Origin of the sequence: Mycobacterium sp. ACS4054 (genome assembly GCF_001667275.1) — a bacterium.
Classification (GTDB): Bacteria; Actinomycetota; Actinomycetes; order Mycobacteriales; family Mycobacteriaceae; genus Mycobacterium.
The window spans coordinates 25,068-38,979 of sequence record NZ_LZHV01000058.1 but is presented as its reverse complement, the minus strand read 5'-3'; the positions used below and the strand labels follow the sequence as shown (position 1 = coordinate 38,979).

The 13,912-nt window shown below is 67.5% G+C and carries 14 protein-coding genes; 8 read left to right on the top strand and 6 right to left on the bottom strand.

Annotated elements, in window-relative coordinates; all coding sequences use genetic code 11:
- Window position 1: 1 nt before the first annotated feature.
- The 4 genes from A5730_RS16630 to A5730_RS16615 form a co-directional block, all read right to left on the bottom strand.
- Window positions 2-1,657 (bottom strand): uroporphyrinogen-III synthase, encoded by a 1,656-nt coding sequence (locus A5730_RS16630; protein WP_067902558.1) that lies wholly within the window; start codon window positions 1,655-1,657, stop codon window positions 2-4.
- 23 nt (window positions 1,658-1,680) lie between these two features.
- The gene (hemC, locus tag A5730_RS16625; RefSeq protein ID WP_055404582.1) at window positions 1,681-2,625 is read right to left on the bottom strand and encodes a hydroxymethylbilane synthase; all 945 of its coding nucleotides are present in this window, start codon (window positions 2,623-2,625) and stop codon (window positions 1,681-1,683) included.
- 13 nt (window positions 2,626-2,638) lie between these two features.
- Window positions 2,639-4,006 carry a glutamyl-tRNA reductase gene (locus A5730_RS16620; RefSeq protein WP_067902554.1) on the bottom strand — a complete coding sequence of 456 codons (1,368 nt, stop codon included), beginning with the start codon at window positions 4,004-4,006 and terminating at the stop codon, window positions 2,639-2,641.
- Between the two features lie 102 nt (window positions 4,007-4,108).
- Complete coding sequence (locus tag A5730_RS16615) at window positions 4,109-4,378, bottom strand: glutaredoxin family protein (RefSeq protein WP_067902552.1); 270 nt, start codon at window positions 4,376-4,378, stop codon at window positions 4,109-4,111.
- A gap of 59 nt (window positions 4,379-4,437) precedes the next feature.
- Between A5730_RS16615 and A5730_RS16610 the strand changes: the two genes are divergently transcribed.
- From A5730_RS16610 to A5730_RS16575, 8 genes are all read left to right on the top strand, one after another.
- Window positions 4,438-4,746, top strand: coding sequence for a WXG100 family type VII secretion target (locus tag A5730_RS16610; protein WP_067902549.1), 309 nt, complete (start codon window positions 4,438-4,440; stop codon window positions 4,744-4,746).
- A complete protein-coding gene (locus A5730_RS16605; RefSeq protein ID WP_067903111.1) occupies window positions 4,739-5,029 on the top strand; it encodes a WXG100 family type VII secretion target in 291 nt (96 codons plus the stop codon). Before A5730_RS16610 ends, A5730_RS16605 begins: the two co-directional genes overlap by 8 nt.
- Window positions 5,030-5,033: 4 nt before the next feature.
- The gene (locus A5730_RS16600) at window positions 5,034-7,598 is read left to right on the top strand and encodes a glycohydrolase toxin TNT-related protein (RefSeq protein ID WP_067902546.1); all 2,565 of its coding nucleotides are present in this window, start codon (window positions 5,034-5,036) and stop codon (window positions 7,596-7,598) included.
- A gap of 1 nt (window position 7,599) precedes the next feature.
- Complete coding sequence (locus tag A5730_RS25205; RefSeq protein WP_231994699.1) at window positions 7,600-8,295, top strand: hypothetical protein; 696 nt, start codon at window positions 7,600-7,602, stop codon at window positions 8,293-8,295.
- 25 nt (window positions 8,296-8,320) lie between these two features.
- Window positions 8,321-8,953: a hypothetical protein gene (locus A5730_RS16590; protein ID WP_156745840.1), complete on the top strand. Its 633-nt coding sequence runs from the start codon at window positions 8,321-8,323 to the stop codon at window positions 8,951-8,953.
- A 205-nt stretch (window positions 8,954-9,158) separates the two neighbouring features.
- Entirely contained in the window at window positions 9,159-10,064 is a 906-nt protein-coding gene (locus A5730_RS16585; RefSeq protein WP_067902542.1) for an HAD family phosphatase, read from the top strand.
- Between the two features lie 46 nt (window positions 10,065-10,110).
- Window positions 10,111-10,623: a MaoC family dehydratase N-terminal domain-containing protein gene (locus A5730_RS16580; RefSeq protein WP_067902540.1), complete on the top strand. Its 513-nt coding sequence runs from the start codon at window positions 10,111-10,113 to the stop codon at window positions 10,621-10,623.
- Between the two features lie 10 nt (window positions 10,624-10,633).
- On the top strand, window positions 10,634-11,563 hold the full coding sequence (locus A5730_RS16575) for a cyclopropane mycolic acid synthase family methyltransferase (protein WP_067821623.1): 930 nt from the start codon (window positions 10,634-10,636) through the stop codon (window positions 11,561-11,563).
- Window positions 11,564-11,662: 99 nt separating this feature from the next.
- Here the strand turns inward: A5730_RS16575 and A5730_RS16570 are convergent, their stop codons facing one another.
- On the bottom strand, window positions 11,663-12,751 hold the full coding sequence (locus A5730_RS16570) for a lysophospholipid acyltransferase family protein (protein WP_156745839.1): 1,089 nt from the start codon (window positions 12,749-12,751) through the stop codon (window positions 11,663-11,665).
- Window positions 12,733-13,860 carry an SDR family oxidoreductase gene (locus A5730_RS16565; protein ID WP_067902534.1) on the bottom strand — a complete coding sequence of 376 codons (1,128 nt, stop codon included), beginning with the start codon at window positions 13,858-13,860 and terminating at the stop codon, window positions 12,733-12,735. The genes A5730_RS16570 and A5730_RS16565 overlap by 19 nt, the downstream gene beginning before the upstream one ends.
- Window positions 13,861-13,912 lie beyond the last annotated feature (52 nt).

The window sequence follows — 13,912 nt, the reverse complement described above, 5'->3', positions numbered from 1 at the left end:
ACTAGCGCCTGCGGCTCTTCTTACGCGGCGGCGGCAGCGCGCCCTCGGCGCGCAACCGCGCGGCGTGTTCGGCCAGCGCGTCGACCAGCGGACCGACGGCGGCCGTCTCCGGCTGGACGTCCACCCGCAAACCGAACTCGGCCGCGGTCTCGGCGGTCTTGGGACCGATGCAGGCGATGATCGTCCGCGCGTGCGGCTTGCCCGCGATGCCGACCAGGTTGCGCACCGTGGAGCTGGAGGTGAAGCACACGGCGTCGAAGCCGCCGGTCTTGATCATCTCCCGCGTCTCCGCCGGCGGCGGCGCGGCCCGCACCGTCCGGTAGGCCGTGACATCCTCGATCTCCCAACCGCGTTCGCGCAGCCCCTCGGCCAGCGTCTCGGTGGCGATGTCGGCCCGCGGCAACAGGACCCGGTTCACCGGGTCGAAAATGCTGTCATAGGGCGGGAAGTCGTCCAGCAGACCCAGCGACGACTGCTCGCCGGCGGGCACCAGCTCGGGGCTGATGCCGAACGCGCGCACCCGGTCGGCCGTCGACTCGCCCACACAGGCGATCTTCACGCCCGAGAACGCGCGCGCGTCCAGACCGAACTCGCCGAACTTCTCCCACACCGCGCGCACCGCGTTGGTGGAGGTGAAGACCACCCACTGGAACCGGCCGTCGACCAAGCCCTTGACGGCCCGCTCCATCTGAGCGGGGCTGCGCGGCGGCTCGACGGCGATGGTCGGGACCTCGATCGGCAGCGCGCCGTAGGACGTCAGCCGCTCGCTCATCTCGCCGGCCTGGTCCTTGGTGCGCGGCACCAGCACGGTCCAGCCGTACAGCGCGCGGCTCTCCCACCAGTTCAGCTTCGCCCGGCTGGCCACCGTCTTACCGATGGTCACCACCAGCGGCCCGGTCAGAGGGCCGGCCGGGTCCGTCCCGCCCAGCACGGCGGAGTCGGTCAGACCGCCCAGCGTCGTCTCGATCGACCGCTGCTGGCAGGTGGTGCCGTGCGCGGTCACCACGCACGGGGTGGTCTCGGCCAGCTCGTGCTCGATGAGCGTGCGCGCGGCGTCGGCCAGATGCGACGTGGTGGCCTGCAGGATCAGCGGGCCGGGCGCCGCGGCCAACGCGTCCCAATCGACGTGCGGGTCGCGCACGTCGGCGACGGTGTGCGACGAGCCCAGCGGGAGCCCCGCGTAGGTGGGCACGGCGCCGGTGGGGGCCAGGCCGGGCACGATCTCGAGGTGTAGGTGGCTGCGCGCGACGGCGTTCACCTCGGTGATGACCGCGTCGACCGTCAGCGGGTCGCCGGCCACCAGCCGCACCACGTCGGCGCCGGCGCGGGCCTCGGCGGTCAGCGTCTTGGCCACCTCGGCGGGCTCGCCGAGGGCCGGGCGCACATCGGGGCCGGCCGTTATCACCGCGGGTTGATCCGGGCCGGTGGCTGCATCACTGTTGCCGGCCGGGGCATCTGCCGGTGCCGGACCGGAAACCGGCGGCAGGTCCTTGCCGATCAGCGCCAGCACGGCCTCCGGCACGTCGGGGTCGGTGAACACCAGGGCGGCGTTCGCCAAGACCGTGGCGGCCCGGGTGGTCAAGAGTCCCGGGTCCCCTGGCCCGGAACCCACGTACGTGATGCGGCCGGGTCTCGGCTTACGCCCTCGCGTCGTCATTGTCGCTCCCACGTCACTCGCAATTAATTTCCTCGTGCAGGGTCCTGCCGCGCCTCGGCCATGAGTTCTCGGGCGCCGAGTTCGAACAACTCTGCGGCGACCGAGACCCCCAGCTCTCGCGCCCGGTCGGCGGAGCCGATCCCGGATGCGCGGATCACGTCGGACCCGTCCAGCGCCGCCACGCAACCGCGCAGCGACAGCTCGTCGAAGACCCGGCCGTCCTCATCGATGGACTCGACCACCTCGGCGATCGCGCCCACCGGTGCGGAACAACCGGCCTCCAGTTCGGCCAGCAGGGCTCGCTCCGCGGTGACCGACGCGCGCGTGTCGGCGTCGTCCAACTCCGCCAGCACCGCCGCCAGATCGTCACCGGCGCGGCATTCGACGGCGAGCGCGCCCTGAGCCGGTGCTGGCAACATCTGCACCGGCTCTAGCGTCTCGGTGACATCGTCGAGGCGACCGAGCCGGGCCAGTCCGGCCCGAGCTACCACGATCGCGTCAAGATCACCACTGCTTACCCTGTTCAACCTGGTATCTAGGTTGCCTCGTAGGGGGCGGATTTCCAAACCGAGACCCAATGCTCTAAGCTGCGCGGCCCTGCGCGGGGACGACGTGCCCACCAGCGAACCCGGCGGCAACTCCCCGAGCACCAGCCCGTCGCGGGCCACGACCACGTCGCGCGGGTCGTTGCGCGGCGGTATCGCCGCGATGGTGAACCGCGGGTCGTCCGCCGTCGGCAAATCCTTGTGGGAGTGCACCGCGGCGTCCACCCGGCCGTCGTCGATGGCCTCGCGCAGCGCGGTCGTGAAGGCCCCGACACCCAGGGTCTCGATGGGCGCCGACGAGCGGTCGCCGGCGGTGGTGATGATCACCAACTCCGCGGGGTGGCCATTGGCGATCAAGGCGTCCCTGACTACGCCGGCCTGGGTGGTGGCCAAGAGGCTGCCCCGGGTGCCTATCCGGATCACGTTCGCCAATCGGCTACTCGGCCACTTCTTGGGTTCCGGCGTCGAATCCCGTTGACACAACGGGCAATTCGCCCGCGGCTACGGCGTCGACGGCGGTCTGGTCGAGTTCGAAGAGCTCGCGCAACGCCTCGGCGTAGCTGTCACCACCCGGCGCGCTGGCGAGTTGTTTGATCCGCACGGTGGGCGCGTGCAGCAGCTTGTCCACGACCCGCCGCACGGTGCGCGCCACCTCCTCGCGCTGGGCGCTCTGAAGGCCGGGCAGCCGGTTGTCCAGCCGCAGCAGTTCCGCCTCCACCACGTCGGCGGCGCGCTGGCGCAGCGCGGTCACGGTCGGGGTGACCTCGGCCATCCGCTGCCCCGCCAGGTAGGCGGCGACTTCGGCCGCCACGATGTGGCGCGCGGCGTGCACGTCGGAGGCCGCGGCGTGCGCTGACGGCTCGTGCTGCACGCGATCCACGTCGACCACCCACACCCCCGGCAGGCCGGCGACCGCCGGGTCGACGTCGCGCGGCATGCCCAGGTCGCAGATCACCAGCGGACGCGTCGACTCGTCGCGGCGCGCGGCGGCCAGCGCGTGGTGAACGTCGGCCAGGGTGACCACCGGGCTCACCGCGCCGGTGCAGCTGACCATGACGTCGGCGTCCGCCACCGCCTCGGCCAAGCGGTCGAGCGACATCGCGTCGGCCTGCACACCCGATTCGCGGATCTTGCGGGCCAGCCGCTGCGCCCGGGACGACGACCGGTTCAGCACGTGCACGTGCCGGACGCCGGCCCGGGTCAGGTGGGCCGCGGCCAGGGCGCCCATCGCGCCGGCGCCGACCAGCGCGGCGGTCTTGCCCTCCAGGCCGCCCAGCCGGCGTTCGGCCATGTCGAGGGCGACCGACACCACCGAGGCGCCTGCGGCGTCGATGGCGGTCTCGGAGTGCACCCGCTTGCCCACCGACAGCGCCCGCTGGGCCAGTTCGTGCAGTACCCGGCCGACGGTGCGATTGGTTTCCGCGGTGGCGTAGGCGCGGCGCACCTGGCCGAGCACCTGCTGCTCACCCACCACGGCGGAGTCCAGCCCGCTGGCCACCGCGAACAGGTGCTCGACGGCGGCCTCGCTGTAGCGGACGTAGGCGTATTTGGTCAGATCCCCCATCGACATTCCGGAGTGATCCGACAGCACCTGCCCGATCGCGGCCAACCCGCCGTGGAACGCGTCCACCACGGCGTAGACCTCGACCCGGTTGCACGTCGAGAGCACCATCGCCTCGGTCACCAGCGGCGACTGCAGCACCCGGTCGACGATCTTGCCCTGATCGGATTCGTCGATGGTGAGCTGTTCCAGGACGGAGACCGGCGCACTGCGGTGCGAAACCCCGAAAAGCAAGACGCTCACGGCAGCATCACCTGGCCAGCTCCCTTGCTTTCTCCAGTAATTGAACTGGTTTCCACGGTAATCGTTTATCAGGTGGGCTACCAAATAATTGCCCGGTGGTCCTCATCTCCCGAGATCCGCGCGCAGCCGCGCCTCGTCGATGTCCCAGTAGCTGTGCTCGCGGCCGTCGAGCAGGATCACGGGCAGCCGGTCGCCGAACTCCGCCCGTAGCGCCGGGTTGCCGGCCGCCGCGGCGGCGTCGACGTCGGTGGTGGAAAGGTCGAAGCCCAGCTCGGCCGCCAGTTCGCCCAGCCGGGCATGCACCCGCTCGCAGATGGTGCAGCCGTCGCGGGTCAGGAGTTCCACCCGCGGGCGGCCGGTCGCTTCGGTCATGGGCACCAGTCTGGCATCGGTGACTTGTGGGCCTATTTACCAGGCGTTATGTTCCGGTCATGGCCGAGGCGACAGTGCGGGTCGATCCCGCAGTGATGCGGGGCGCCGCCGCGTCGCTCAGCGGTGCGGCCGAGCAACTTTCGAGCCAGCTCGCCCAGCTGGACGATCAGGTGGGACGGTTGTTGGGCGGCTGGCGGGGCGCGTCGGGCTCCGCCTACGGGGCGGCGTGGGAGCTGTGGCATCGGGGCGCCCGCGAGGTGGAGCTTGGGTTGTCGATGCTGGCGCACCTGGTGGGCGAGGCCGGCGGTGCCTATGCGGGCAACGAGGCCCGGTCGGCCCAAGCGGAGCGGGCGGTGCGTGGTGGCTGAGGCGTTTCGGGTGGATCCGCAGGCGTTGGCCGATGCGGTGCAGCGGATGGCGGGCTTTCAGCGCTACGCCGAGGACATGATCGCCGAAATCGATTCGCGGGTAACGCATTTGCACGCCGCGTGGACGGGCGAGGCCGCGGCGGCCCACGCCGAGGCGCACCAGCACTGGGTGCGCGGCGAGGCGATGATGCGCGAGGCGCTGGCGCAACTCGAGAAGGTGGCCACGACCGCGCACGGCAACTACACGGGCGCGATGTCGACGAATCTCGGCATGTGGTCGTGAGCACATGGCGCCGCTGGCGTGTGATCCGACTGCCCTAGACCGCGCAGGCGCCACGGTGCTGGCCGCCGGTGAGTCGTTGGGATCGGTGATCTCTGGGTTGACCGCGGCGCTGGCCGGCAGCGCCGGCATGGCCGGTGACGATCCGGTGGGGGCGACGGTGGGCCGGTCGTACGACGGCGCGGCGGCCAAGCTGATCGACGCGATGACCAACATCCGCAACGGGTTGTGCAGCATCGGCGACGGGGTGCGGGTGTCGGCACACAACTACGCGCTGGCCGAGGCGTTGTCGGATGTCACGGGCCGGGCCGGGGGTCTCCCCACACCGCAGGTGACCGCGCCGTTGATCGTCGGGCCCAAGCCTCCGTCGGCGGTGGGTGCCGGTACCGGCGCGCCGGCCGGGTGGGGCTGGGTGGCCCCCTACATCGGAATGATCTGGCCCAGTGGCGATTCGGCGAAATTGCGGGCCGCCGCCGCGGCCTGGGCCGCCGCGGGCGCCAACTTCATGGCCACCGAGACCGCGGCGGGCGGTGGGACGATGGCCGCAATCGGCGCCCAGCAGATCCCCGAGGGCACGGCCATCAATAAGGCGCTGCTCGATGCGTCCGAGGCCACCATCGACGTCGCACGCCAGTGCCAGACCATCGCCGCGCAGCTCAGCAGCTATGCGGCGAAGGTCGACAAGGTGCACGCCGCGATTCTGGATCTGTTGTCGCGTATCTGCGACCCGTTGACCGGGATCAAAGAGGTCTGGGATCTGCTGACCGACGAGGACGAAGACGAGATCAAGCGAATCGCCGACGACATCCGCACGGTGGTCGACAACTTTGCCCACGAAGCCGAGACACTGGGCGATCAAATCAACGCCACCATCTCCGCGGCGGCCGCCGCGGCAGAGGGTATGGCGCGCTGGGCGGGTCACGAGTGGGACCACTTCTTGCACGGCACCCAGGTGGGCAGGGTCCTCAATCACGTGGGCCAGACGCTCAAGGGTGTTGGCGTGGAGGGCTACGACTATCTCGAGGGCCTCAACCAATTCAGCCTGACCCGCCTCCAAACCGATCCGGTGGGCTTCGTCAAAGACACGGTCGGCATGGTCGAAGGGGAAGCCACCCTGGCGGGCTTGGGCCCCGATGGTCTACACGGGGCCGGCGAGGCCTGGAAAGCGCTGGGCAAGCAGGTCACTCACTGGGACGAGTGGGCCTCGCACCCTGACGAAGCATTCGGAAAGAGCCTTTTCGACATCGCCACCTTGGCGGTGCCGGGCGGGCCGCTGTCCAAGCTCGGCAAGTGGGGCCGCGGTATGCGCGACGCGCTGAGGGGCTTGCGGGAGGGGCGACTGCCGGAAGGGGTGAAACCGCCCTCAGAACCGCCCCGGACGGAGCCCCCGCCGGCCGGTCCGAAACCCCCGGAAGGGAGTCAACCGGCGCCTCCAGGCAAGCCGGAGCCGGGCCGACCCGCGCCACCAGCATCGGGCAAGCCGGCACCCGCGCCCGCCGACGGCCCCCTGCCGCACAGCCCGACTGAGTCCAAGCCACCAGTGGGCGAGAAGCACCCCGCGGGTGAGGCGCCCAAGCCGATCGCCGCGCCGCCGGAGGCCGCGGGCAAGCCGGGTGCATCCGCGCCGGCCGAGCAGGCGCCACTGCCCCACCCGAAACCGGCCGAGCCGGCACCCGCCCATGTGCCACCGTCGCCCGGCGGCGCGCCCGTTCCTAGTGCGGGCCTTCCATCCCCGCCGGAGGCGCCGCACCTGCCGACGCCGCCGTCCGCCCCCATGGGCGGCGCCCCCGCCGAAGCATCACTGCCCTTGGAAGATGCGCCGCACGCCGGGGAACCGGGCGCTCGCCCGCCCGAACCGCAGCTACCCCACGACGGTGCGCCGCCCGGGGACGGTGGAGACGCACCACACCCGCCGAGTGACGGGCCCCCCGAACCCGCAGCCGGCGACAAATCGCCCGGGTCACATCTGCCTCACGACGGCACACCACCCGATGACGACGCCGACGAGCATCGGCTAGAAGTCCCCTCCGTCGCGGATTTGAAGCCGTGGCACCAGGCGCAGTTGGCGCTCGCCGAATCACCCGAGCGGCTCGTAAAGGATCTGTTGGAGCACGGATGCCCCCCAGAAATCGCCGAATCAGCGGCGCAGAGCCCTTACGAGGGAATGACCGCTCAGGAAATACTCGAAAGGTACTGGGATCCCGCGAGGAGGACGTGGGATTGGCCGAAAGTCGACGGTTTCGCGGATCGCAGGTATGAAATAGCTCGCAGCATTCCGAAGGAGACATGGCTAGATAGAATCGGAGAGGTTAGCGGCGATCGAGGCGATTACATGGCCGCGGAGGGTGACCCCTATCCTGACCGCGGATTGGCCCCCGGTTCATCTGGTGACTACAATAGGTTTCACGGCACCGGTAAGGAATTGCCGGAAGGATGGCAAGTCCGACATGGAAAAGTGGGTGACGCATTCGGACAGCCGGGCGGTGGAACACAATGGGTGGTTGTTGACAAGAACGGCAAGACTGTTCTGATCAAATGGTTACTTGAAAACGGTTACCTAGCAAAGGGATAGCGTGGCAACCAAGAAGGGGTGTTCAGGTTTGGCAACAAACTTTAGCGCAGAAGACGGATATGGTGAGTTCATGGACCATTACAGCATCTGGCGCAATATTGCGAACAGCGTCGGCAGCGGGCCCTACGACGCGGTGGAGATACACGAAGACCGTCTATATTTCCGCTCTGACTACTCCGGTAAAGTCAAGAAATGGCCCGAATGGGCCGAGCAAGGCGACTGGGGAGCTTGGATAATTTCGGGCACAAAACTCGGCTACTTCAGCGTGTTAAGTTCGCTGAAGCATGAACGAGCGGCGCAGCGGGATGAGGACATCAAAGTCTTGTTTTCAAAGTTCTCAGACGCAGGAAAATACATCATCATGCGCCTTGCAGATGGCGCCCGCGTGAACCTCAGCTTGCAAACGCAATTCGTCAAGTGGGACGACCGCGGCATCGACTCTGGTATAGCAATCGCGGCTGCGGACCTGAATGTCATCGATTTTTTCAAAAGCCGGTGCCCCGCCCTTGCAGACGGGTTTTCGGAGCAATATCTGAAACGCTACACGCTCACAACGCAGCCAGATTCTTACGCATTTGCATTTCCCGAAGACGAGCCAAGGATGCAAATCCTTCTTTTAACGTTCGATGAGTTGACCGCGGCCCTGCTCGAAGGTATGCCTGAAGACATCGCTTCAATCGCTAGATCCCACGAATAATAGGGCTTGAGCGGATACCAAACTTATGGTTGACTGCAAGCTCGACCTCACCACGATCCCACCATTCCTGCATCGACTCGTAAAGTACTGGTATGCGTGGCAGGAAATTTATCTGCGACGGCAAGGGCGTTCGCCCGGTGACTCTCGGCGAGAGCCAAGGGGCCGGGAATCTCAAGAGCAAGTCTTCTGGGGACGACGGCCGCCCGAAATGATGGGGAGCCACGAGCTAGCCTTCATTGACGATGGCGACGTTTCCTATTATCTGACGTGGGAGGGCGGACAATTTTTCATTGATAGCGAAGAACGAGGCTCGCGACGCACCTATTGGATGTTTAAAAGCTACGATGACGCTGAGAAGTATCTCGCTTTCTTGATTAGCCAGATGGCCCGTCCCGGGAAGTACAGCGATTCTCCCAGCTTCCGGTGGTATCAAGAGGGTCTTAATCCCATGGTCTCGCTCAGTAAGCCCGATCCGGCCAATTATCCTGGGCGCGTCAGCATGACGGCCGATCACGAACCGAGTGATCGGGGATGGATGCCAGAGCATGATGCGATCGCCGCGTCACATCTGATCGTTCTAAGTTTCGAGGAACTGGATTGCGTGCTGCGCCAAGGTGTCCCGCCGGATTGGTTCACGCTCAACATTCGAAGCGCCTAGCAGCACGCACACAACGCCTCCCAGCCCGTGTGTGACGCCACCGTCACACTCGGCGCCGAGCGTGACGCCAGCGTCACGCTCGCGCGCCCAACACCCGACTGTGAGCTTGCCGAGCACGCCCGCTCTCCCCCCACCCCGCCGGATAGGGTTGAGTACCGGGACCCACTGGGTCGCCAGGCAACACAGCGATCTAGGAGGTTTGGCGATGACTTCCTCTGACCCGGTCAACGGCGACGTCAGTCGCGACGACCTGGAATCGCTGCCCGCCGACGCCAGCGCCGCCCGCGCGCTGGAGGGCCTGCAAGCCGAGACCGCCGGCGAGGACCGCCCCCAGCCGCCCATCGACCTCACCGCGGCCGCCTTCTTCGACGTCGACAACACGCTGGTGCAGGGCTCGTCGGCGGTGCACTTCGGTCGCGGGCTCGCGGCGCGGCACTACTTCACCTATCGCGACGTGCTCGGCTTCATCTACGCCCAGGCCAAATTCCAGGTCCTCGGCAAGGAGAACAGCAACGACGTCGCCGCCGGCCGCCGCAAAGCCCTCGCCTTCATCGAGGGCCGGTCCGTCGAGCAGCTCGTCGCGCTGGGCGAGGAGATCTACGACGAGATCATCGCCGACAAGATCTGGCCCGGCACCCGCGAGCTCACACAGATGCACCTCGACGCCGGCCAGCAAGTCTGGCTAATCACCGCCACCCCTTACGAACTCGCGGCGACCATCGCGCGGCGGCTCGGCCTGACCGGCGCCCTGGGTACCGTCGCGGAGTCGGTCGACGGCGTGTTCACCGGCCGGCTCGTCGGCGAGATCCTGCACGGCACGGGCAAGGCGCACGCCGTGCGGTCGCTTGCGATCCGGGAGGGACTGAACCTCAAACGCTGCACGGCGTACTCCGACAGCTTCAACGACGTGCCGATGCTGTCGCTGGTGGGCACCGCGGTCGCCATCAACCCGGACGCGCGCCTGCGCACCCTGGCGCGCGAGCGCGGCTGGGAGATCCGGGACTTTCGCACCGCCCGCAAGGCCGCCCGGATCGGCGTGCCGTCGGCCCTGGCGCTGGGGGCGGCCGGCGGCGCCCTGGCCGCGGTCGCATCCCGGCGGCAATCCCGCTGATAGGCTGCGCCGCTGAGACCTATTCGAAGCGGAGAGCGATAGCGGTATGACAGTCCCCAAGGGAGCCGAAGGGCTCATCGGCAGCCACTACCGGGCGCCGGATTACTTCCTGGTCGGCCGCGAGAAGATCCGCGAGTTCGCGCTCGCGCTCAAGGACGACAACCCGATGCACTTCAGCGAGGAAGCCGCCGCCGCGGGCGGATATGACGCGCTGGTGGCCCCGCCCACCTTCCTCGCCATCGCGGGTCGGCGCGTGCAGTTGGAGATCTTCACCAAGTTCAGCATTCCGATCAACATCGCGCGGGTCATGCACCGCGACCAGAAATTCAAGTTCCACCGGCCGATCGTCGCCGGGGATAGGCTTTACTTCGACACTTATCTAGACTCGGTCATTGAGTCCCATGGCGCCGTGATCACCGAGATCCGCAGCGAGGTCACGGACGCCGAGGGCAAACCGGTGATCACCAGTACAGTCACGATGCTGGGGGAAGCCGCAAGCCACGAAGCCGACCACGAAGCCACCGTCGCGGCAGTCGCGTCCATATCAGCGGGAAAGTAGGTTCAAATCTATGACGTCACAGGGGGAAACGGGTAGCACCCAGCTGAAGCCGCCGGTCGAGAAGGTCCGGTCGCACTACGACAAGTCGAACGAGTTCTTCAAGCTTTGGCTTGACCCGTCGATGACGTACAGCTGCGGTTACTTCGACGAGAATCCGGACCCGCAGAACCTGACCAAGACGCTGGAAGAGGCGCAGTACGCCAAGCGCAAGCTCGCCCTCGACAAGCTCAACCTGGAACCGGGCATGACGCTGCTCGACATCGGCTCCGGGTGGGGTTCGACGATGCGGCACGCCGTCGACGAGTACGACGTCAACGTCATCGGTCTGACGCTCAGCGAAAACCAGTACGCCCATTGCGTGGCCGAGTTCGAGAAGATGGACAGCCCGCGCCGCAAGGAGGTGCGGATCCAGGGCTGGGAGGAATTCCCCGGCGACGTACCGATCGACCGCATCGTGTCGCTGGGCGCGTTCGAGCACTTCGCCGACGGCGCCGGTGACGCCGGATACGAGCGCTACGCCACGTTCTTCAAGAAGTACTACGACCTGCTGCCGGACGACGGCCGCATGCTGCTGCACTCGATCGTGGTGCCCAGCGCCGAAGAGGGCAAGAAGATGGGCCTGCAGGTGAACATGACCCTGCTGCGGTTCATCAGCTTCATCCTCAAGGAGATCTACCCGGGCGGAAAGCTGCCCCAGGTCGACCTGGTCGACAAGTACGCGACGGACGCGGGCTTCAAGATCGAGCGACACCACTTCATCGGCAAGAACTACGTGCCCACGCTGACGGCCTGGGGCGATGCCCTCGAGGCGCATAAGGAAGAGGCGATCGCCCTGAAGGGCCAGGAGACCTACGACATCTACCTGAAGTACCTGCGGGGCTGCTCGGACCTGTTCCGCGACGGCTACACGAACGTCTGCCAGTTCACGATGGTCAAGTAGTTCGACCCGACAAACGCCCCGGAAGCCGTTGGCTCCGGGGCGTTTTCGCGTCGGCGAAGCGCCGGAAAGCGAAACGGGCCGGGCCTGGAAACGAAGAGCTCAGCCGAAGAAGATGTTGCGCCTGCCGGCGAGCAACCGGTACAGCGTCTGCTGGATGGTCTCGCGAACCTGGTCGGTCACCTCGAAGGTGACCATCGGGTCGTCGGCGTCGGAGACGGCGTAGTCACTGGTGTAGATCGGCTCGCCGAACGCGATGCGCCACTTCGAGGGCAGCGGGACCAGGCCCGCCGGCCCCGCCAGCGGGAACAGGGGCGTGATCGGAAAATACGGCAGGCCGAACAGCCTGGCCAGCAGCTTCACATCGGTCAGCATCGGGTAGATCTCTTCCGAACCGATGATGGAGCACGGGATGATAGGCGCCTTGGTGCGCAGCGCCGCCGTGACGAAGCCACCGCGGCCGAAGCGCTGCAGCCGGTAGCGGTCCTCGAAGCGCTTGCCCAGTCCCTTGTAGCCCTCGGGGAACACGGCCGTGAGTTCGCCGGCGGCGAGCAGCCGGTGCGCGTCGGTGGTGCAGGCCATGGTGTGGCCCGCCTTGCGGGCGGCTTCGCCCACCACGGGCAGGTCGAACACCATGTCGGCGGCGAGCAGCCGCAGGTCCCGCTGCGCGGGATGCTCGTCGTGGACGGCCACCGACAGCATCAGGCCGTCGAACGGCAGCACGCCGGCGTGGTTGGCGACCACCAACGCGGCCCCCTCGCTGGGCAGGTTCTCGACGCCGCTGACCTCGACCCGGAACCACGACCGGAAGAAGAACCGGAGCAACGGCCGGACGATCGCACTGTTGAAGTGCGGATCGAAGCCGAATTCATCGACGCTGTAGTCGCCCGTGATCCGCTGCCGCATGAAGCCGGCCACCGCGGCGACCCGCTGCGCGAGTTCGTTGAGGGGTACGTCGGCGGAGCCGGCGCCCGTGCCGCGGCGGTGCTCGTCGATCTCGCGGACGACGGCGGCAATCTCTTCCGCCGACGCCCGGCCGTGCGGGTCCGAAAGCAAGGAAGGATGCTGGCGAGCCGACTCCGCGCGCTGATCGGATCTCCGACGCGCCGCTACCCGACCCCGATTCGTGTGCAGTGGAATGACATTCGCTCTGGTTTCACCCGCCACGATTCCTACCTGACCCCACCCCACGAACTTGGATTTCGGCTACCCCAGCGCTGGGCTAAGGATATGGCGCGACTTTCCAAGGAGCGTACCCGATGCGGGTCGATAATGGGAGTCATGCCACGGCCGCGGACGTAGTCGTCGAACGCCTCGGCCGTCGTCCATTTCGGCTGGTAGCCGAGTTCCGTCCGCATCCGGGTGGTGTCCATGACCCGGCCGTAACTCAGGTAGGCGAATTGATCGCGGCTAATCTCGTTGTAACGGTTAGCCCGTCTCAGTGAATCCAGCGCCCAGACGCCAAAACCGGGCACTGGCAACGGAATACGGCCGGCCCGGCGGATCGCCTGCGACAGCATGATGATGCCCTCGGCGCCGACGTTGAAGGTGCCGGCCTTGCCTGCCATCGCCGCGCGCTCCAGCGCGCCCAACGCATCCTGCTCGTGCAGCAACTGCAGCCGCGCGTCGCGGCCGAACATCGTGGGCACCAGCGGTCCGGCCAGGTAGCGCGACAGCGTGGTGTCCATCGCGGGGCCGATCATGTTAGCCAAGCGAAGGATCGTCACGGCGATGTCGGGCCGGCGCCGCCCCAGTCCGCGGGCGTAGGCCTCGATGTCGAGGCTGTCCTTGGCGAAGCCGCCGCGCAGGGGCCGTCGGCTGGTGCTGTCCTCGGTGAACATCACCGGATCGTGCGCGCTGGAGCCGTACACCTCGGACGTCGACTTGAGCACGACGCGGCGCACGGAAGGCGCCTTCTGACAGGCCGCGAACAGCTGCATCGCGCCCATCACGTTGATTTCCTTCAGCGCCGCGGTGCCGCCGGAGCGCGGCGCGTACGAGGCGGCCGCCGCGTGCACCACCGTGTCGACATCGCCGTTGCGAATCACCTTGGCTATGAAGGGATTACGGATGTCGGCCCGAACGAACTCCGCGCGGCCCATCCGGCGCAGCATGTCCTTGCTGGGCGCGATCGCGTCAACCGCGATGACCGCGTTGATCATCGGATTCTGCGCGAGCCGAGCGGTCAGGTAGCCGCCCAGGAACCGGCACGCCCCAGTGACCAGCACAACCTTGGGGTAATGCACCGTGTTGCTCGCGGTGTCGCCGGTTCCGGCGCCATCCCCAGTCGACTGATCCACCCAAACAGCCTATCGACTCTTCAGAGACCGCAGCAGGACGCCGCGGGCGGGC